This window comes from Limnofasciculus baicalensis BBK-W-15 (genome assembly GCF_024178385.1).
GTDB classification, from domain to species: Bacteria; Cyanobacteriota; Cyanobacteriia; order Cyanobacteriales; family Coleofasciculaceae; genus Limnofasciculus; species Limnofasciculus baicalensis.
Genome location: NZ_JAMZMM010000071.1, coordinates 1 through 20,522 on the forward strand (window position 1 = coordinate 1; position 20,522 = coordinate 20,522).

The 20,522-nt window shown below is 41.1% G+C and carries 12 protein-coding genes and 1 pseudogene; 8 read left to right on the forward strand and 5 right to left on the reverse strand.

The window, feature by feature from the left end:
• Positions 1–54: 54 nt before the first annotated feature.
• Positions 55–993, reverse strand: a complete 939-nt coding sequence (locus tag NJ959_RS09520; protein ID WP_254011530.1) for a metal ABC transporter solute-binding protein, Zn/Mn family — start codon at positions 991–993, stop codon at positions 55–57.
• A 343-nt stretch (positions 994–1,336) separates the two neighbouring features.
• On the opposite strand from NJ959_RS09520, the gene NJ959_RS09525 reads away from it, so the two are divergent.
• The 7 genes and pseudogenes from NJ959_RS09525 to NJ959_RS09560 all read left to right on the forward strand — a co-directional run bounded on the left by NJ959_RS09525 (position 1,337) and on the right by NJ959_RS09560 (position 10,827).
• The gene (locus tag NJ959_RS09525; RefSeq protein WP_254011531.1) at positions 1,337–2,119 is read left to right on the forward strand and encodes a metal ABC transporter ATP-binding protein; all 783 of its coding nucleotides are present in this window, start codon (positions 1,337–1,339) and stop codon (positions 2,117–2,119) included.
• 154 nt (positions 2,120–2,273) lie between these two features.
• On the forward strand, positions 2,274–3,161 hold the full coding sequence (locus tag NJ959_RS09530) for a metal ABC transporter permease (RefSeq protein ID WP_254011519.1): 888 nt from the start codon (positions 2,274–2,276) through the stop codon (positions 3,159–3,161).
• Between the two features lie 293 nt (positions 3,162–3,454).
• On the forward strand, positions 3,455–7,051 hold the full coding sequence (mfd, locus tag NJ959_RS09540) for a transcription-repair coupling factor (protein ID WP_254011520.1): 3,597 nt from the start codon (positions 3,455–3,457) through the stop codon (positions 7,049–7,051).
• A 69-nt stretch (positions 7,052–7,120) separates the two neighbouring features.
• A pseudogene (locus NJ959_RS09545) lies at positions 7,121–7,678 on the forward strand (aminotransferase class III-fold pyridoxal phosphate-dependent enzyme); the annotation flags it as partial.
• A gap of 234 nt (positions 7,679–7,912) precedes the next feature.
• Positions 7,913–8,401 carry a class I SAM-dependent methyltransferase gene (locus tag NJ959_RS09550; RefSeq protein ID WP_254011522.1) on the forward strand — a complete coding sequence of 163 codons (489 nt, stop codon included), beginning with the start codon at positions 7,913–7,915 and terminating at the stop codon, positions 8,399–8,401.
• A gap of 344 nt (positions 8,402–8,745) precedes the next feature.
• Positions 8,746–10,086, forward strand: a complete 1,341-nt coding sequence (locus NJ959_RS09555) for a preATP grasp domain-containing protein (RefSeq protein ID WP_254011523.1) — start codon at positions 8,746–8,748, stop codon at positions 10,084–10,086.
• A gap of 423 nt (positions 10,087–10,509) precedes the next feature.
• On the forward strand, positions 10,510–10,827 hold the full coding sequence (locus tag NJ959_RS09560) for a cyclase family protein (protein ID WP_254011524.1): 318 nt from the start codon (positions 10,510–10,512) through the stop codon (positions 10,825–10,827).
• Positions 10,828–10,970: 143 nt separating this feature from the next.
• Here NJ959_RS09560 and NJ959_RS09565 read toward each other — a convergent pair whose 3' ends face one another.
• The 4 genes from NJ959_RS09565 to NJ959_RS09580 form a co-directional block, all read right to left on the reverse strand.
• On the reverse strand, positions 10,971–12,725 hold the full coding sequence (locus NJ959_RS09565; RefSeq protein WP_254011525.1) for a GUN4 domain-containing protein: 1,755 nt from the start codon (positions 12,723–12,725) through the stop codon (positions 10,971–10,973).
• Positions 12,726–12,938: 213 nt separating this feature from the next.
• Positions 12,939–13,496, reverse strand: a complete 558-nt coding sequence (locus NJ959_RS09570; protein ID WP_254011526.1) for a gamma-glutamylcyclotransferase — start codon at positions 13,494–13,496, stop codon at positions 12,939–12,941.
• A gap of 206 nt (positions 13,497–13,702) precedes the next feature.
• On the reverse strand, positions 13,703–15,136 hold the full coding sequence (locus NJ959_RS09575) for a DUF8738 domain-containing protein (protein ID WP_254011527.1): 1,434 nt from the start codon (positions 15,134–15,136) through the stop codon (positions 13,703–13,705).
• 520 nt (positions 15,137–15,656) lie between these two features.
• Complete coding sequence (locus NJ959_RS09580; RefSeq protein ID WP_254011528.1) at positions 15,657–16,601, reverse strand: Rpn family recombination-promoting nuclease/putative transposase; 945 nt, start codon at positions 16,599–16,601, stop codon at positions 15,657–15,659.
• Between the two features lie 311 nt (positions 16,602–16,912).
• Here NJ959_RS09580 and NJ959_RS09585 point away from each other — a divergent pair, with 311 nt between their 5' ends.
• On the forward strand, positions 16,913–20,023 hold the full coding sequence (locus NJ959_RS09585; protein ID WP_254011529.1) for a HEAT repeat domain-containing protein: 3,111 nt from the start codon (positions 16,913–16,915) through the stop codon (positions 20,021–20,023).
• Positions 20,024–20,522: the final 499 nt, after the last annotated feature.

Below are 20,522 nucleotides of genomic sequence, written 5' to 3' on the forward strand. Positions count from 1 at the left end.
AACCAACAACCAACAACCAACAACCAACAACCAACAACCAACAACCAACAACCATTATTTTTGGCTTGGCTCAAATGCTTTATACTTTCCTCCTAATGATTCTACAATAGTTTTGGTATTAGCAACTAACATTTTGACATAAGTATCTCCTTCGCTACCGGGTGCGCCAATAGAATCAGAATATAGTTGTCGTGGGGCTAATTTTACCTTGGCTTCTTGGGCGACAGTGGTAATCAGGGCTGGATTAATCGTAGTTTCGGCAAAGATAGCTGGTACTCCAGCAGATTTGATGGCATCGGATAAGCGTTTTATTGTCTGGGCGCTAGGTTGTTCTTCGGTACTAATACCGATTAATGTGCCTGTGACTTTTAATCCGTAGGCGCGAGCATAATATTGAAAGGCATCATGAGTAGTGACTAATTGGCGATGATTCTCTGGAATGGTTTGAATTTCTTGGGTAATCCAGGTGTTAACTTCCTCTAATTCCACAGTAAGTTTAGCTGCATTTTCGATAAATTCAGTTTTGTCTTCAGGGGATAATTCAATTAATCGATCGCGAATTGTATTAACCATGGCGATCGCGTTTTGGGCACTCCCCCAAACGTGAGGATCTGGTTTAGTTGCTCCTTTATAGTTAAAGTCTAATGGCTTGACTACTTCACCCACTGGAACTTTTTTTGCTTTAACACCAGATGAATTCATCAGTTTAATTAGTCCAGGTTCTAAATTGTAGCCGTTGTAGAGAATTAGCTCGGCTTTTTCTAATGCTAGATTATCAGCAGGTACTGGTTCGTAAACATGGGGATCTGCTCCTGGTTTGAGGATGCCTTTTAACTCAATTTCATCTCCCCCAACTTTTTCGGTTAAATCAGTAATAATAGTGCTGGTAGAAACTACTTTAGGCCTATAATTAGTATCAGAATCAGTTCGATCGCTTTTAGTTCCATCGCACCCACTTAAATACAGCCCTAAGATCAGGGTAACTATTGTCAGAAGTCGTCCCTCTAAAGTCGTTTCTCTGGCTTCTCCTTTTGTCAGTAAATCGGCAAAATTAAACCTAAAACTCACAGGGGCTAAGAAACCCGGTTTCTCGAATAAACCGGGTTTCTGGATGTATAGTTTCTGAGTATAAGGTTTATTTACCCCCACCTGCTTATCCTTCTTTATCTGCCCTGTTGTTCCCGCCACTGCCCCTTCCTCCTAGCTTAATTTGGCTAATTTCATATTTTTCTCATTTTTCATGATACAATATTTTCATATTCATTTCATATTTCCGGCTCTAGAGGGGTTCAAGATGGTAAGCATTACCATTAATAACGTAGATTGGACAGATAGAATGACGCGATATAGTAAGTGCGAGAGCGTTACGCTGCTGCAAGGAGATTGCATTTCCACCGAAACGCTGACGATTGAGCAACTAAGTGTAGAGTATCGCACAGTAGAAGCCCTCCAGGATATCAATTGCGAGATTAAGCCAGGAAGACTGACGGGTATAATTGGTCCGAATGGGGCAGGAAAAAGTACGCTAATGAAAGCGATACTTGGGTTAGTTTCTGTCAGTAGCGGCAGGGCAATTTACCAGAAAAAACAGTTGATAGATGGGTTAGAAGCAGTTGCCTACGTGCCACAGCGATCGCAAATTGACTGGACATACCCTGCCACAGTCTGGGATGTCGTATTAATGGGCAGAGTGCGGAAAACGGGGTGGTTTCGTCGCTTCTCCTCAGTATCGCGTCGGACAGCCATGGAAGCCTTAGAAAGGGTGGGAATGAGTGAATTTCGCGATCGCCCGATTGGACAATTATCGGGGGGGCAGCAACAGCGTGTCTTTTTAGCGAGAGCATTAACAGAAGAGGCAGAAATTTTCTTATTTGATGAGCCATTAGCAGGTATTGATAAAAAAACGGAAGCTGTTGTCTTTAAAATACTTCATGAGCTAGCTGATGCGTGTAAAATTGTGTTAGTTGTCCATCACGATTTAGGGGAAGCGATTACTAATTTTGACGATTTAATTTTATTGAATCGGGAGTTGATTGCTTGGGGATCTCGGCAAGAGGTAATGAGTAGGGATAATTTGCGACGTGCTTATGGGGGTGAGGTGGTGTTTTTTGCTAGTTGATTTGGGTTGGGGGAATGGTCTTTTTTTTTACGCAAAGGTACGCGAAGGTTGGTTTTATTCAGAAGTTTGTAGTAGGCGATTTATCGTCTCAAAGAGCGATGAATCGCTCACTACGAACCTAGGGAATATATTTAGATTAAGAGAGGAATGATTGATGTTGGAGAGTTTAATTGAACCGTTGCAATATAGTTTTATGCAGCGCTCTTTGATTACTGCTGTGTTGGTGGGTATTGTTTGTGCGGCGGTGGGTAGTTATTTGATGGTGCAGCGTTTGGCGTTGTTGGGTGATGCGATTAGTCATTCGGTATTGCCGGGATTAGCGATCGCGTTTATGATAGGTGCGGATATTTTTGTCGGTGCATTCATTGCAGGTGTACTGAGTACCATTGTCATAACTTGGATTAGGGCGCGATCGCAAATTAAAGAAGATGCCGCGATGGGGATAGTCTTTTCGGCTTTTTTTGCTTTGGGAGTGACGCTAATTACAATTATTCAAAAAGACAATAAAATAGATCTAAATCATTTTCTTTTTGGTAATATTCTCAGTGTCACCAATGAAGAGGTAAGGAATACAGCCATTATTACCACAATTGTCCTCACAATTGTCATCTTATTATACAAAGAATTAATGTTCTATACATTCGATCCTATCGGCGCACAAGCATCGGGATTGCCCACGAATTTACTTAATTTTGGGCTAATGATTTTAATCGCCCTGACAATAGTTGCCAGTCTCAAATCAGTAGGAGTTATTTTAGTACTAGCAATGTTAATCACTCCCGGTGCAACAGCATACTTACTAGTAACTCGATTACACCACATGATGATTTTAGGTGCAGCCATTGGCGTAATTGCCAGTATCAGCGGCATGTATCTCAGCTACTTTTTCAATTTACCATCTGGACCGGCTATTGTTTTAGTTACCTTTGGATTCTTTATCCTAGCCTTTTTATTAAGTCCAACTCAAGGAATTTTAACTCATCGACGTACTAAATCAAATCAGTCACAAATTTGGCGAGAAATTAAAGGATTATTCCGTTGATGTAATCTCCTTTTTTTTAAGGGGATTCTTATTAGTTTGGGTATTAGCAACTAACATTTTGACATAAGTCTCCCCTTCACTACCAGGTGCGCCAATAGAATCAGAATAGAGTTGTCGGGGGGCTAATTTTACCTTTTTCTAAGGAGTAAAAACCAAGACCGATCGGATATATGATAAGATGGAACAGGATCAAAACCTTTCATTCGAGATTTTTAACAGCCTGGGAGAACGCAAGTTAGAAATTATTGCCTAAATAGTATAGATTTCTATAAATACTAAATCCTCAAAAACTCATGGCTCTTTCATCAATCGTTCGGACTCTACAACGCGCACCCCTGACTAGTGAACTACTCACCAAACTCCATCGTCAGGACTCTCTACATCTCAATGGTATCGGGCGCTTGCCAAAAGGATTAGTTGCATCTGCCTTAGCCCAAGCTAGCGGGCGTAACTTGTGCGTAATCAGTGCCACCTTGGAAGAAGCAAGTCGCTGGAGTGCCCAACTAGAAACCATGGGTTGGGCAATTGTTCACTTATATCCTACCTCAGAAGCTTCCCCCTACGAACCTTTCGATCCGGAATCGGAAATTACTTGGGGACAAATGCAAGTTTTAGCCGATTTAGTCACTAGTAATTCCTCATTAGTAATTGGTGAAACGGAAAATACAAACAACCAACAACCAACAACCAACAACAAACAACCAATTGCGATTGTTGCTACACATACAGCACTTCAACCCCATTTACCTCCAATAACAGCCTTCGCACCTTATTGCGTTACCCTCAATCGAGGCATGATTTGGGAATCTAAGAAAGTTGACCAAAATTTAACACGCCTAGGTTACAAGCGCGTTCCTTTAGTAGAAACAGAAGGTGAATGGAGTCGGCGCGGAGATATTGTTGATATTTTCCCAGTTGCTGCCGAATTACCTGTCCGATTAGAATGGTTGGGGGATGAATTAGAACAATTACGAGAATTTGACCCCGCGACACAACGTTCCCTGGAAAAAATTGAGCAGTTAGTACTAACTCCCACTAATTTTAGCCCAATTATTACTGAAGCTTTAAGCCCCGATCAAATCGAACAAGTAAAATATTATCTCTCTCCAGAAGAACAAGCTTCTTGGCAATTAGGTGGACACCTAGAAGGTAGCAGCCGCTTCCTAGGTATCCCATTCAAAAAGCCTGCATCACTATTAGATTATCTACCACCAGAGACAATTCTTGCCATTGATGAACCGGATCAATGTCGCGCCCATAGTAATCGCGCATTAGAATATGCAAAAGAACAATTAAAAACACTTAAAAAGCCTCTTCCTCCTCTTCATTGTTCTTTTGATGAATCAATTAGAATGGAACAGCGGATACCGGATAAGAGTGGGGAAGAGGGAATAGCTGGAGAAACAAATAAACAATTACCGATAGTTTACCTATCTGAATTGGTAGAAACAACTACAGAAACAGCAGTTAATCTATCAAGTCGCCCTATCCCCACAACGCCTCACCAATTTGCCAAACTTGCCGAAATAATTAGAGGAAAACAGGATGTTCATGGTGGAATCAGTCTTCATAATTTCTCTATTTGGTTAGTTTCTGCTCAACCGAGTCGTTCCGTTTCCCTGTTACAAGAACATGACTGCCCAGCTCAATTTGTCCCCAATCCTCGCGACTATCCAGCAATTGATAGATTACAAATTCAGAAAACACCTATCGCCGTAAAATATTCCGGATTTGCCGAAATAGAGGGATTTATTCTTCCCACCTTTCGGATTGCCCTAATTACTGATAGAGAATTTTTTGGACAGCATAGTTTAGCCACCCCCAATTACATTCGCAAGCGTCGCAGAGCTGCTTCAAAACAGATTGACCTCAATAAACTGAGTCAGGGGGATTATGTTGTCCACAAAAGCCATGGCGTGGGTAAATTTATTAAACTAGAAAGTTTAACTGTAGACTACCAAACCCGCGAATATTTAGTTTTGCAATATGCTGATGGCTTGTTACGAGTAGCGGCGGATCAGGTGGGAGTATTATCTCGATTTCGCAGTAGCGATAACCGCCCGCCACAACTAAATAAAATGTCGGGCAAAAACTGGGAAGCGGCTAAAAATAGACTCCGCAAGAGTATTAAAAAGTTAGCAGTAGATTTGCTAAAATTATATGCTCAAAGAGCGCAAAAAACAGGTTATGCTTTTCCAGAAGATTCCCCATGGCAACAGGAATTAGAAGATTCATTTCCCTACCAAGCCACTCCAGATCAACTGAAAGCAGTACAAGATGTGAAACGTGATATGATGAGCGATCGCCCCATGGATCGTTTAGTATGTGGGGATGTGGGTTTTGGTAAAACAGAAGTAGCAATTCGGGCTATCTTTAAGGCAGTTACGGCTGGAAAACAGGTAGCCATTCTCGCACCAACTACTATTCTGACTCAACAACATTACCACACAATTAAAGAACGCTTTGCACCCTATCCTATCAATGTCGGATTACTGAATCGCTTTCGCACCGCCAGCGAATCCAAAGATATTCAACATCGACTCACCACAGGAGAGTTAGATGTTGTAGTGGGAACCCATCAATTATTAAGTAAAGAGGTAAATTTCCGGGATTTGGGTATGTTAGTAATCGATGAAGAACAGCGGTTTGGTGTCAATCAGAAGGAAAAAATTAAAAGCCTGAAAACTCAAGTTGATGTCCTTACTTTAAGCGCTACACCAATTCCTCGTACTCTTTATATGTCTCTATCTGGCGTGCGAGAAATGAGCTTAATTACTACACCACCTCCTTCACGTCGCCCGATTAAAACCCATCTATCACCTTACGATCCTGATGCAATTCGCACGGGAATTCGGATGGAATTAGATCGAGGAGGACAAGTATTTTATGTTGTACCGCGCATTGAAGGGATTGAAGAATTAGGGACAAAATTGCGAGAAACAGTCCCAGGAGTGAGATTAGCGATCGCACACGGCCAAATGCCAGAAAGTGAATTAGAAGCAACTATGCTGGCATTTAGTAATGGTGAGGCTGATATTTTAGTCTGTACAACAATTATTGAATCTGGGTTAGATATTCCGAGAGTCAATACTATTTTAATTGAAGATGCGCACAAGTTTGGTCTCTCCCAATTATATCAGCTTCGCGGACGAGTTGGTAGAGCCGGAATTCAAGCCCATGCTTGGCTATTTTATCCCAAACATAAGCAACTTTCCGAAACTGCCCGCCAGCGTTTGCGAGCAATTCAAGAATTTACTCAGTTAGGTTCCGGCTATCATTTAGCAACACGAGATATGGAGATTCGGGGAGTAGGTAGTCTCTTGGGTGCGGAGCAGTCTGGACAAATGGAATCGATTGGTTTCGATCTCTATATGGAAATGTTACAAGAAGCAATTAAAGAGATTCAAGGACAAGAAATTCCCAAGGTAGACGATACTCAAATCGATCTTAATCTCACCGCATTTATTCCCGCGACTTATATTACCGATTTAGATCAAAAAATGACCGCTTATCGAACAGTAGCAGCAGCAACATCCAAAACAGAATTAGTCCAAATTGCCGCAGATTGGAGCGATCGCTATGGTCCAATTCCGCCATCAGTTCAGCAATTATTGAGAGTATTAGAACTCAAACAGATTGCCAAATCGTTAGGATTTAGTAAAATAAAATCAGAAGCAAAACAGCACGTTATTTTGGAAACACCGATGGCGGAACCTGCGTGGGATCTTATGGCAGAGAGATTACCGAAACATTTGCGATCGCGTTTTATCTATACTCCTGGTAAGGTAAAGATTCGGGGTTTGGGAATTGTGAAACCTGACCAACAATTAAAGGATTTAATTGACTTTTTGGGTAAAATGCAAGGGGCATTGCTGGAAATAATGGAGTAGGGGAGTGGGGAGTGGGGAATAAAATGATGTATTTAATTTGATCGGAGTATCTGAGGCAGGAAAGGCTTTGATGCGCTAAATCAAAATGGTGTACAGGCAGACATTACCATGTTAGCCAAAGCTATGGGGGGTGGTGTGCCTGTTGGTGCTGTTGGTGGCCGTCAAGACATTATGCAGCAACTGGTTGATGGTAAAGTTTTCCACGGTGGTGTCTATTCGGGTAACCCTTTCTGTATGGCAGGTGCATTGTCAACACAGATGGCTTATGAGCGTGATGGCGAAACGATTTACGCACTGCTAGAAAAAAATACTCGTTTCTTGGCAGAGGGTTTATACAAAATCTTTGCAAAGATCAATGTACCTGTTCATATACAGCATGTTGGCTCACTATTCAGTCTGCAAATCATGAATCAGGTCAGCGATCCTGTACCAATGGATTATCGCAGTATCATGTCCACAACACGCCCAGAGCCATATATCCGTTTCCAACATGCTGCGCAGCGTGCAGGGGTCTATTTCCATCCAAATCGCTATGAGCCTTGGTTCATTTCTACCTTGCATACCGAAGAGGTGATGGAAGAGGTATTAGCAATCTTACAAGATGTGGCTCATAAAATTGATTGGTAGTGGTACACAGGTAAGGATTACCCAAGTTTTGTGTAGTTCTTAATAATAGTAGCGCTAAATCAAGGAGGTGATTCAAGAACGGCAACAAAAACTTACACGACCTTAGCGTCACATCAAAATCCTTGAAACACAAATTAAGTCAGCGAAAGAATACGTCAAGTTTCAAGAGAAAAGAATTGCAGACTACCGTACTGGACTTGAGACTAGCAATAAGTTGTATAGCAAGATAAGAAAATGAATCAAAGAGAGTTTGTAGGGAAAACTGCTCAGTTGATGGCTGCAATTAGAGCAATGGAGCATGAGCGAAAAGAAGGGTTATTTACCGATCCGTTTGCTGCTAAACTTGCTGGAAGTGAAGGGTTTGCGATGCTGGAACAACTTCTACCTCGAGATCGTGCCTACATCTTGGTTCGTACACGCTTTTTCGATGACTTTATAATGGAAACTGTGAATGCAGATCTTAATCAACCTTGGGAACATTTGTTGTTAGAGAAAGGATATCAAGTTACCATACCTTCAGTCTTTTTAGTGGAAGGATTGTTTCTGTATTTAGAAGAAGCACAAGTCCACAGCTTGATGCAAAGAATTTCCAAATTAACAGCTCCAGGAAGTCACTTAGGCTTAGATCTGCTTGACAGAGGAGCGTTGAAAACACCGCAGGGACTTGTGCAAAAGACATTGAAGGATGAACCTCCCGTTGTCACGGGCAAGTCTTCTGCCTGATTTACGCATAAGGGGAGAGCGAAAAATTTCGGGGGAGATGAGGGACACAACGCGGTAAGATGGCTCAATGTTGAATTCTGCTGAAAGAGTCATATATCAATTAGTTGAAAGGATGACAGTCCAATAAAGTAATGGGTTATAGCTTTTCGATACCAATTGAGTTACAAGAGTCATTAAAAATACCCCGATCAATAAACTAAAATGTTGCTATTGTACAAAAATAAACTAAAAATATCCTATTGTTTTATGTCTTCTAATCTATAGCACTACAGTTTTGTGTAGATTTGTGTAGATCGTAATCCTTGTACCAACCCTAAATTGTCTCAGTCTATTTGAGTGTATTTATGACCATACCCATTCTTAGTATTCCCGAGGTTTATGCACAATCCTCAGCTACTCGTATTTTTATTCATGCTGTAACATCAATAGACAATATATCAGTTGTTAATTTAAATGATAAGGGCGCAGCTCGAGCAGTATTATTGGCGCGTCAAAATGATATAGTTGTTGTTGCATCACCTGTCGAGAAGGCTTTCCTCGAATATTTCAACGATCTAGGGTTTGAGATCAATCCACAACATATTGTGGTCGTAGCGGATGGTACTAGCGAACCGCTAATCAGTATGCTTATGCAAGATACAGATGCCTTTAATCAAATAATAAGCCTAATTGATAAAAATTCAAGTGCAGTTTTATTGGATACTTTCACTATTACTGAGCAGGAAATCAGTTTGGCTGTTAAATTGGAGCAATTATTGCCTTGTTCAGTGAGCTATGTGAGTGCTGCTTTGGATTTAGCGCAGGCAGTCAACAGAAAAGATGTTGCACGGCAATTGGCACTTGAGGCGAATGTTCCGGTTGCACCTGCCGAGTTAATCACAGACATATTCGATAATGATGGTGGTGGACTAAAAGAAGATAAATTCATATCAGCAATAAAACGCCAAATGCGACTAACGAGTGGCGTAGTTGTTAAGGGGGCAGTTGGCGCATCAGGATCATCCACTTTCGTAATTAATGATGAAACCGACATCAATGAGCTTCTACAAGCACTGGATAAGCGTCGAGATAATGATGTTTATTTGGTTGAACCCTTATTTAAATTAAGTTCTGCACCAAATGCCACATTTTGGATTGACCAAGAAACTGGCACTATTTCTTTGGTAAATAGTACAGATCAGCGCCTTAGTGAGAAACTGGTATTTTCAGGCAGTGTCTATCCTTGTTCCGCAGTTTTATACCAAGAAATTGTTGAGGCTTCAGAGAGATTAGCTAAACACTTATATAAAATTGGTGTAAAAGGCTGGGTTGGCTTTGATTTCGTTGAGTACTACGATGAAGTGGCAGGTGGCTACAAGTTCTTTTTCTCTGAAATCAATGCTCGTTATAATGCAGGACTTTATGCTAAAGCAGTTTTTGACATTATTCAGCAGAAACAGCGACAGAATGGACTACCGATTCCAAGTTTCTACATTACAGAAAATTTAACGGTTCCCCCTAGTTGCTTCGCTGAGTTAAAAGTAATATATCAAGATTTACTGTTTAATCCTCAGACGGGTGTTGGTGTAATTCCTTTTAATCCCGGAAGATTGGAAGATGGGCTTGCCGCATTTATTTGCATTGCATCTGATTTGGATGACGCAAAACAACTGGCTGTTGCATTACGAGAATATGACGTTTCCTAACAGGAGCAAACAAGCGATCCTTGTTCTCTGGGAGATGATATTGTTAAATTTTTTGATAGTCAAGGAGTGGAATAATTACTACATTTCTTGATTGTCACCTCTCGATCATGGCAATTATTACGCTCATAAACAATCAGTATGGATAATACATTGAACTTCGGATATACTTCTGCTCATTTTATCGGCTCTCCCGGAGTTATGGTGATAAGTCAAAGTTATTGAAATCACCAAAAGCATACTAGATCAGGTTTCCCCCTGCTCCAAAAAACCCTGCTCCCCTGCCAAAAAAAGGTTTTCCACCACAAGTACGGGAGATCCAAATTACCTTTGTGCGTGTAAAATTATTTTTATGAACGTAAATAGGTACGGCTTCCGCAGAAGTCGTGCTATACGTTAGATAGAAATCAAAGCTATAGGTGAAATATGTCGAGAAAAATTATTGATATTTCTATTTATTTAGAAAACGATGTTGTTTCTGATCCTGATGGATACCTGCCTAAAATTACTTACTTTAATCATCAAAATACATTTTCGCAAATACAATCATTTTTTCCTGGTTTAAAAAAGGAAGACTTACCAGATAGCGAAGCCTGGGCAAAGGATATTGGTTATTGTCATATAGAAAAGCTACATAATCTTGAGATATTACCATCGAGTGGTTTTATGGTTTCATGCTTTCCAGTGAAAATCAGAAGGGCATCAGCGGGTTGGACGAGAGCAGTTGCTATTATTAATGAATAAAAATGCTAACCAGGCAGGGTGGAACGAAATAAAAGCAGGAACCGTTGTCTTGCTAAGAAATCTTTCCCGACAATAGTTTCAGGCATTTTTTTTAAATTAGCACACTAAGTACGGAAGACCCCAAAAAGTCTAGTTTATTATTCTTACAAACCACAACTTTCCACACGAGATAAGAAAGCCAAACCAAAATCAACCATCCCTCTTCCCAATCCTAACGGTAGATGTCCCTCGGGAGCATTTAAACTAAAAGTTAAATCAAACCAAGACAACCAATTACCATCAACACGCCAACCGATGCGCTCCACAAAAATACGATAGGTTTCATAACCAGCATCAGGTTTCCCCCCACACTCTAACCAAATCCGTTTCTGAATACTAAAGCCAAATTGTCCGTTGCTGTATTTTAACCAGAGTTGGTCAATAGTGTGTAAATCTTCACAAGGAAACTGTTCAATTTGTTGTTCATTTAGCCAATCTTCTTCTTCTCTACTAAATACTTGTAGCATTAAGGAACGAGTTGCTTCATCCGCTTCCTGCCATTTTCCGGCTGCTAGTAAATTACTCAATTTGCTGTAATTAATTTCTACTGATGAAATTAAATTATCTGAATTATTGATAATATTAGGTTTATTTTCTACGGGACTAATATAAGTTAGTAGTAGGTTAAATAGTTCTACAGGAGAAGCGAAGATACTGCTTCCCCCAGCAGCTAAAACTTCCTCTTTCATACTAGCAACACGCCACGGGGCACTATAGACGAAAATCGGTACTGTAATTCCTGCTCCGCGAATTATTTTAATCAATAAAATACCTGCATCGACTCGATATTCTCCTTCCTCAAAACGGACTAAATCGGAAATTACCACATCAGGATGGAAAGAATCAGATAGGAGGATGTCCATTGCCTCATTGGTAGAAGTAGCTAGGATAACTTCTATACCTCGATTACGAAGTTCAGTAATGCGCTCCCCAGGATTAGCTGGATTATCATCTACCCAAAGAATGCGACGGATTTTAATATCTACAGATGTTACAGGCAGAATTTTTCGTCTCTCAGATAGGTTAAATTCCCATAAATTTAACCAGTCAATTACTGACTGAGGACGATCTTCTGAATGAAATTCCATCCCCTGTAAAATTGCCTGATTTACCACATCGCTAATACTGGAATTGAATTCTTGAGGTGGTTTTAAAATATCTCTAGCAGCTCTGGCTGGTGCGGGAGTTGGTAATTGTTTTGTCAGAATGTAATAGAGGGTTGCTGCTAGGGCATAAATATCAGTAAACTCTCCCCGTTTGGCTTCTTTAGCATACTGTTCAATCGGCGCAAAGCAGTGGGTTAACTGTTGGGTTTGGGTTAAAGCAATATCAGGAATAAATTCTCGTGCCATACCAAAATCAATCAAGACAGCTTCTAATTGATTCATCTTATCTGTACTATGGCGGAGGAGAATATTATGGGGCTTGATATCGCGATGAAGCAATCCTTTTTCGTGTATTACGATTAGTGCTTCAGCAATCTGATGGATATAGAGCAAAGCTTCAGTTTCTGATAGAATACCCTGGCGATTTACCCGCTGCCAAAGATCTTCCCCTTCGATATATTCCATAACCATACATGGCAGTTTATCTTCATGGAAGGCATTCTCAATTTGGACAATATGCCTATGTCTACATAGTGATAGGCGCAAGGCTTCATTTTCAAAATCCCGTTGATATTTATTGCGAAGGCTTCTTACATTAGTAGCATTGAGTACTTCATCCTTTACGGTTTTGATTACAACCTGCTTTCCCTGTTTGTCTGTGGCAAGATAAGTGATACCGAAGCCTCCCTCACCCAAAACTCTTTCAATAACGTACCTTCCGCCATACAACTGCTGCCCAGCTAGCCAAATCATCTTTTTTGTCTTCCAGCACTTGTCTTTATTGTTGCACAGGACGTTAGTTTAGTGATGAAGTTGGGGCACAGTTGAGGGCAGCAAAAACCACTAAGGTACTCGTTTGCCTTAGAAATAATACTTATTAGGGAGTGGGGGGAGTGGGGAAAAAAAGATAAGTAATCGAACGATTATTGGCAGTAATATAGTCTAAGCTGACTGAGCTAGATGAGTTTACCACTGATATTTTTGTAGCTGGTGCATGTGGTGAAATAACTGCCAACAATAAGGTTCCGTTAATCCACAGGTAATTGCACCTCGCAGCACCACATTAAAATACCAATCATTGGGAGCCAATTCTTTGGGCAATTTATTTACTACTACATAAGTACGGACATTATTATACAAATGTCCCTGATGGTTTACCTCAATCATTTCCCATCGGTAGCCCCCGTGAGGCACTTCTTCCCTTTCATCCAAAGCATCACTCAATCGCCAAGGTAAACGGTATAACACACCTTCAACAGTTGATTCTGGATCTTTTACCATATCAAGCACCCCACAGTTGCGAAGCTGCGATTTGCGGTAAAATCCTAACCGATAGCCTTTAAGAGTTGCTGAACCTATGACAAAATTATGAGTATTTTCACCTAGGGATCGCTTCAAATCCACAGGGCACATACAAGAGCCGTATGCGAAGTAGTAGAAGGTTTTCTCTGGTTGCTCGTGTGGATAGGAATACCCGTGCAACTCTGTCGGTGCATCTTGAAGCTTGTTAGACGTTCCGCTCATTACTTGGTGAAGATTCTAATTCTTACTAATCGGATATTATAGCAGGGATTTTCGACACATGCAACGTATTCCGATAGATAAACCGTAGATTAAGTCTAATAGCTAATGGCTAATGGCTAATGGCTAATTGTCTAACTCTACCATTAGCGATTACTTGTTTTAGCGATTAGTATGTCCTCATCCCTAAAACAAGTAAACGAAAAGAATCACTGCGAGCTAATTTTAGTCCACACTTGGATTACAGACTCCAAAGATTCAGGTAATTTATCCGTGCCAATATCCGCATAACGAGTAGTAGCAGTTTTACTAGTGAGAGTGACAGTGAAATAATCAGCAGCACCTGAAGGTGCAGGAAAATCTAATTGGTTAAATTTAGCAAATTTCTCTTGTGCCAATAAACGTTGAAATTCTCTCAACTCTTGGCGGGAAATTTGTCGAATTACTTCTTGAGATGTGGTATTGTTATTTTGGTTGAGTTGCACTTTAATTACGCGCCCATCATTCATCAGCGTCGTTTGATAATGAAGATTAGCAAAACCACCACTAGTAATAGCGCGGAAAATTTCTCCTTGGGCTAATGGTGCTGGGAGTTGTTCCTTGGGAATTGGCACACCACCATTAGATTGATTACCTTCGGAAAGCTTACTAGCAGCTTGATTGAACCTGATAACGGAACCTTCGCGATCGCTATGATAAACTAATCGTTGTCCCTTATTTTGTACAGTAACCCGCCAACCGGGAGTTTGGATACCCCTACACCTTTCTTCAGGGCGCTGTAAATCAAGACAAGCATTGTTCCAAGTTTGGGATTCCGCTTTAGTAATTTGGAATTGTGAGATGGGCAATGCCAATAATTCAGACGCAAGTTGTAAAATGCGATCGCTAACAGACTTAGGTAAGCCAGTATCATCAATACTACTTGCAGCTTCATTCAACCTAACTTGCACCCCTCCATTATCAGAGCGATAAACCAAAGTTTGTTGTTTGGCAGCTACAGTCACCTCCCAAGCCATCATCGCAATCTTAGTACAAATTTCATCAGGACGGGGCAAACTTAAGCAGCCATCAGTAGTGACTTGTACAGATTTAACAATCCGTAATTGAGAAATAGGTAAACCACTACGTTGGGATGCAGCTTGCAAAACAGCATTAGCCACTACATTCGGCAAATTACCAGATGGATTCTCCGAACTTTCCGTATCTAAACGGAGAATTTTCCCATCAGAATCAGTACGATAAGTCCAATTTTGGGAACCATTAGACATAACCACACGCCAACCATTGACCAACATCTGAGCGCAGGATTCATCAAGTCTACCAAGTCCCAAACAACTATCAGACCAAGTTTCTTGAGTTGCACTAACTAATCTTAACTCACCGCCAGGAATACCAGTAAGTTTAGATAAATCGCGGCGTACAGCATTAAGAATAGGAGGAGGTAATCGATTAGCGCGAGATTGATGAGGATGATTCCTCTCCCCACGACGCTCTTTAAGTAAATTACTCTGAGGGGAAGATGGCACAGAAGCAATAGCACTATCTAAAATAGATATTCCAGCAGTTAAAGATAAAATGCTGGTTAAAATTAAGGCGGTAAAAACTTGTTGCGATTGAGCAATGGTTGGACGGCGGTATTTCATCTTTCTTCCTCCCTGGAGACTCCCGCCAAGCTGAGTACAGCTATGGCGGTGAGAGGAAAGAGAGGGCGGGATTTAGGCAACATAAAATTAATTCCCAATTGAAACAAAAATGTAGGTTTTTTGATTGTAAACCCACAAAACCTCGGATTTCTCCGATAAAGTTAGCTTTGACAATGTTAGAAGTCGGTACTATCCCAAAAGCACTGGCTTAACCCTTTTAAACCTGTTTAACTCAAGGGTTTTAGAGCGAAAGACTAGCTACGCATCCTTCGGTAAGAACTTAAACGCTTGCTTCTAACGTAGGCATTTCTGCCTGAGTCTGGTCAACTAGGGCTGTATTGCAAGCCCCCGTTATAGTCGGTACTCCGATTTAACGGCGGGTTGTTGACAGTATATATTGGTAGAGCGATCTAGCTCATAGGAGCGAGTAGATCGCTAATAATTAGGAGAGAAGTCAGTACACAGATATTGAAGACGTATATCCTGGGATAAGAAGTTCCCCAATTGAGAAAGTAATATTTTATCGCCCGTCCAGCCAATTTGATAAATCCTCCAAACTCTGAAAATCTAAAATCTCCTCTGTTAAACTTTCTAAAGCATCCAAAGGTAAGCCTTCAACTTTACTGATTATTGCCTCTGGAATTTCGCCAAAACGCTTTCTCACTAAACGGATTGCTAGAGAGAGTGCTTGTTGAATTTGTCCTTCTTTTAGTCCTTCGGCTTTTCCTTCTTCTTTCCCTTCAAGTCGTCCTTCTTCCTTCGCATAAGCTAGCCGTCCTTTTTCATCTTGCAAGAAGATACTTCTGCGATCTACTGCTTCCAATTCTTCCACGGTCATTTTGGCTTGGTTAGCAATATTCAAGGCTAATTCTATCTCACTCACTTCTCCTAATGTTTCTGGTATTTCCTCCAATGTAGCGGCTTGTTTAATGAAATAAATCCATTTATCGCTTAAACTGTTTAACTCTGATAAAATCTTCTTGAATTTTGGTAATTCGATAAAAATTAGCTGCAATTCCGTGTCAGGATAGGGAAAATTATGCGTAGTTTCATGAAACCGAAATTGGCTAATTACACCGGGACTTTGGTTAAATAAGATAAAATCGGTGATGGTGACAGCAATTACTGGGGTGAGACCTAAATAATCTTCGCCAATTCCTAGTTGATTGGTATAAGCTTTGCCCAGGTTATAAATTACTCGTTTGCTAAAAGCACTAACCCTAGCAATTTGCATTTCTATGACGACAATAGAGCCATCAGCTAAAACGGCTTTGACATCTAAATAGGTGTCTTTTAATGTGAGGACTTGACCGGGGTTATAGGGGTTGACAATAGTTAAGGATTGAATGACTTTTTTTTCCCCGTAGACGATGGCATTGAGAAAGCTGATTAATATTTCCTTACTTTGTTCTGAACCAAATATTTTTTTAAAGGCATAATCCACCTTGGGGCTGATGAATCTCATTGGTTTCTCCCGGTTTCGCCTAAAGGAATCTCATCTTAAATTTTATCATAAAAAACCAATTTCCTATACAAATACCCCAAGTTACCAGTTATAGATTCATCGAGTTAATTGCCAAAAGATTGTATGTCATGCAACTGAGAACCACCTTGTTCGTAGTAGGGACTTCAGTGCCCCAAAAACCTGTACTTTCAAGCACTAAAGTGCTTACTACTAACCTTTTTATAAGTATTGATCCGGAAATGCTTCACCCTGACCCGATTTAGGTAAGAGGTTTAGTAAGATAGAAGATAAGCCGTGATATTTAACGACCGATGGTAGATGTTGATTTTTCTCCCTATTTAGAATTTGTCCGGACTAGTCCCCGTTACCACGAGACATTATCTCGGTATACGGTGACGGATGCGATTGATATCGTGTTGGAAGCGCAAACGGTGGTGCGGGAGGAAAAGGAAGGTAGGGAATCCAGGGAAGCAAAGCAGCGGGTGGAGAGATTTCCGGTTTTAGAGGGTTTGCGGAAATATGCGAGTCATCATGTGTTGCTGTCGGGTAAACCTGGTTCCGGAAAATCGACGACACTGAAGCGGTTGTTGTTGGAGATGGCAAAGGTAGCTTTGGCTGATGATGATCAACCGATTCCAGTATTGGTGCAGCTAAAGAGCGATCGCACTGTTTGGCAATCTATTATAGAGGAATTGGAGAATGGGGATCTCGATGGTGAAATTAATCGGAAGTATATCAAACTGCTGCTGCGAAAAAAGCGGCTATTTTTATTGCTGGATGGGGTGAATGAAATCCCATCGGAGGAGTTGCGGCGGGAATTACAGGAGTTTCGGGAAAATAATCTGGATACGCCGATGATTTTCACGACACGGGATTTGGCGGTGGGGGGTGATTTTGGGATTGAGAAAAAGCTGGAAATGACTCCCCTGACTGATAGTCAAATGCGGGAATTTGTGGGGAAGTATTTGCCGGAGTATAGGGATTTATTATTACGGCAATTAGAGAATCGTTTGCGGGAAGTGGCAGTAACTCCCTTATTGTTGAAGATGTTGTGCGAAGTTTTCGATCCCGAAACGCGGCAGATTCCTAAAAGTAAGGGGGAGTTATTTCGGGCATTTGACCGGAAGTATCATCAGCATAAACAAAATCCGCCCGTTTCTGGAGATTTTCGGCGGTTTCAGTCGGAGGTTTTGCAGTATCTAGCATGGGAAATGATGCAAGGAGATAGGGAGAAACCAACAGAAGCGTGGTTGAGGATTTCTCGCCAGAAAGCTGAGGGCATTTTGGAATCTTGGTTAGGTAAGCGTCAGGTAGCTGATGCGGCGACGAAAGCGAAGGAATGGTTAGAAGATTTATTAGAACATCATTTACTGCAAGTGGCGGCTGATGGCAGGGAAATTGAATTTCATCACCAATTGTTTCAGGAATATTATGCGGCGGAAGCGTTGCTGATAATGGTGAAAAATCGGGATCCCGATGTGATGGATGATGGGCGATTGCAGCATTTCTATTTGAATTATCTCAAATGGAGGGAACCTGTGGCGCTGATGTTGGGGTTGTTAGGGTATGAGGCGCAGGCGGTGCGGGTGGTAAGGTTGGCGTTGGCGGTGGATTTGCAGTTGGGGGCGAGGTTGGCGGGGGAGGTGAAACTGGGGTTTCAGGTGCAGACTGTTGGAATGGTGAGTGGGTTGGAGATACCGGAGAGGTTGAAGGTTAGGCTTTTAAAGTACGCAACACCTCTTGATAAATCAGAATCAAACACTACAATCAAGTCACAACTTTCATGCCGAGAAAATGTAGACAATCACAGCATAAAGCCTGGTTTCAGATCTTCCCCTAAGTATGGAGAGCTATGCAGGCTTATTGAAGATCCGAAACCTGAAGTTCTCTGGAATGCTATGTCTGACTTAGAACGATACGGAGGAGTAGAGGATATTCCAATATTGTTGAATTTGATTGATAGTCCAGATCCTAATGTACGTTGGGGTGTAGCTCATGGGTTACTGTTTATTGGTGATTGTAGTGCGACTTCAGGATTACTGAGACTTCTACAAGATGACAGTGATGATGTCCGAGGAAGTGCAGCAATAGTATTAGGCAGAATTCGTGATGAAAACTCTATAGACGGTCTAATTGATTTCATTAAAAACCCAAGTAATGATATAGACAGAGCTGGTCAATTGCGTAGATTTGGAGCTTCTGCACTTGCCAAGATCGGTAGCCAAAAAGCTGTCAATTCTTTGCTTTCTCTTCTTGAAAATTCAGATGAAAGTGTTCGTTGGTATGCAGTGGATGCATTAGGTGATATTAGAGATAAAGATGCGGTCATAGGTCTTATCAAGAGATTACGAGATTGCAGTAGTAATATTCGTAGTAAAGCAGCCTATACACTTGGTTTCATAGCTGATGAGGCTGTTGTTCCAGAATTGATTAGTTATCTTCAATGCGTTTCAGACAAATCTGATGATGAATGCTGGAGCGTAATAGATGCCTTGGGAGAAATCGGTAGTAAAAAGGCTATTCCGGAATTGCATCGTTTTTTAGCGAAATCAAATAGCTACCTTAAAGAAAAAGCTATTTTTGCCTTGGGGAAAATTGGTGATGAAAGCGTAATCCCAGATCTTATCCATATTCTTCAAACGTCTAATTTAGATAGTAAAGGAACAGCAATTGAAATACTAGGGAAAATGCAAGCAGAGCCTGCAATTCCATATTTTCTTGATATTCTTGAGAATGATCCATATGTGCGAAGCCGCAATGATATTGCAGGTGTCTTGGGAGGCTTCCAGAGAGAGCGTGCTGCCCACATCCTCCCCCATCTTCTTACCCTAATTCCCACTAAATCAGGAGAAGACGCACTTCGCGCAATTGCTAATATCCAAGAAAACTGCCAATTCTACAACTACGAAATCTTCACCGCTCGACTACCACCAGTTGTCAGCCCTCAGCAGTTAACAGACAATCCAGTATTGAACACATTACAAGAAATTAACCAAGGAGTCCAGAAAATGTCAGAAACACCAAAACAAGATTTCAGCGGCGCAACCTTCAGTGGACATGTCAACTTTGCCCCTAATCAAGGTTCCCAAGATGTAACTAAAATTGGTACACAAAATAACTACGCTACTGATCCAAAAATTACAGAAGCCCTAAAAAATATCACTCAACTACTAGAAAAGCTGCACCAACAAAACCCCCAAGCATCAGATATAGAAATCCTCGATATCCTCACCAAAGGCTTTCAAACCATGCCCCAGAATAACCCCAAACAATGGCAAAGCTGGAAAAATATTTTCAGTATTGTTTTTGCAGGTGGTATGGAAGCCGTGAAAATGTTCCTTCCCGCCGCAGGTATTCCCATCGAAGTGGGTAAGCGACTCTATGAGATTCACAAGGATAACCAACAACTTCCAGGTAATTAGAATGATAATTAGCTGATAACTTACACCAGTGGAAACAACTTATAGCACAATCGCCAGTGGTTAAAACCACTGTCTCATAGCTAAAGTCGGTTAAAACCGACTAAAGATCGCATATTTCAGTCCGTTTTAACGGACTTAAGCTATTAGCCGTAGAATTAATTCTACGGCGGGTTTTCGGGTAGCAAAATTTCCTCAACCTGAAACGCCTCTGGAATGGTGGCAAAAAGGCTGCACTGAAGGTAGGGGAACATTTTGTGGAGGAAAACCCTTGGGGGAAAGGTGCGATCGCTTTTCTGGAAGGGGTAACTGAAGAGTTAGAGGAAAAAAAGTAGATGGAAATATTGTTTCTCGCCCGATATATTACCACACCGCGCAACCGCCAGTGGTTAAAACCACTGGCTAATAGCTAAAGTCGGTTAAAACCGACTAAATAGCGAATATTTCAGTCCGTTTTAACGGACTTAAGCTATGAGACAGAGAATTTATTCTCTGTCGGGTT

Coding starts and splice junctions, on each gene's coding strand:
- NJ959_RS09525 (WP_254011531.1), top strand. CDS start 1,337: ATGACGCGATATAGTAAGTGCGAGAGCGTTACGCTGCTGCAAGGAGAT.
- NJ959_RS09530 (WP_254011519.1), top strand. CDS start 2,274: ATGTTGGAGAGTTTAATTGAACCGTTGCAATATAGTTTTATGCAGCGC.
- mfd (WP_254011520.1), top strand. CDS start 3,455: ATGGCTCTTTCATCAATCGTTCGGACTCTACAACGCGCACCCCTGACT.
- NJ959_RS09550 (WP_254011522.1), top strand. CDS start 7,913: ATGAATCAAAGAGAGTTTGTAGGGAAAACTGCTCAGTTGATGGCTGCA.
- NJ959_RS09555 (WP_254011523.1), top strand. CDS start 8,746: ATGACCATACCCATTCTTAGTATTCCCGAGGTTTATGCACAATCCTCA.
- NJ959_RS09560 (WP_254011524.1), top strand. CDS start 10,510: ATGTCGAGAAAAATTATTGATATTTCTATTTATTTAGAAAACGATGTT.
- NJ959_RS09565 (WP_254011525.1), bottom strand. CDS start 12,725: ATGATTTGGCTAGCTGGGCAGCAGTTGTATGGCGGAAGGTACGTTATT.
- NJ959_RS09570 (WP_254011526.1), bottom strand. CDS start 13,496: ATGAGCGGAACGTCTAACAAGCTTCAAGATGCACCGACAGAGTTGCAC.
- NJ959_RS09575 (WP_254011527.1), bottom strand. CDS start 15,136: ATGAAATACCGCCGTCCAACCATTGCTCAATCGCAACAAGTTTTTACC.
- NJ959_RS09580 (WP_254011528.1), bottom strand. CDS start 16,601: ATGAGATTCATCAGCCCCAAGGTGGATTATGCCTTTAAAAAAATATTT.
- NJ959_RS09585 (WP_254011529.1), top strand. CDS start 16,913: ATGGTAGATGTTGATTTTTCTCCCTATTTAGAATTTGTCCGGACTAGT.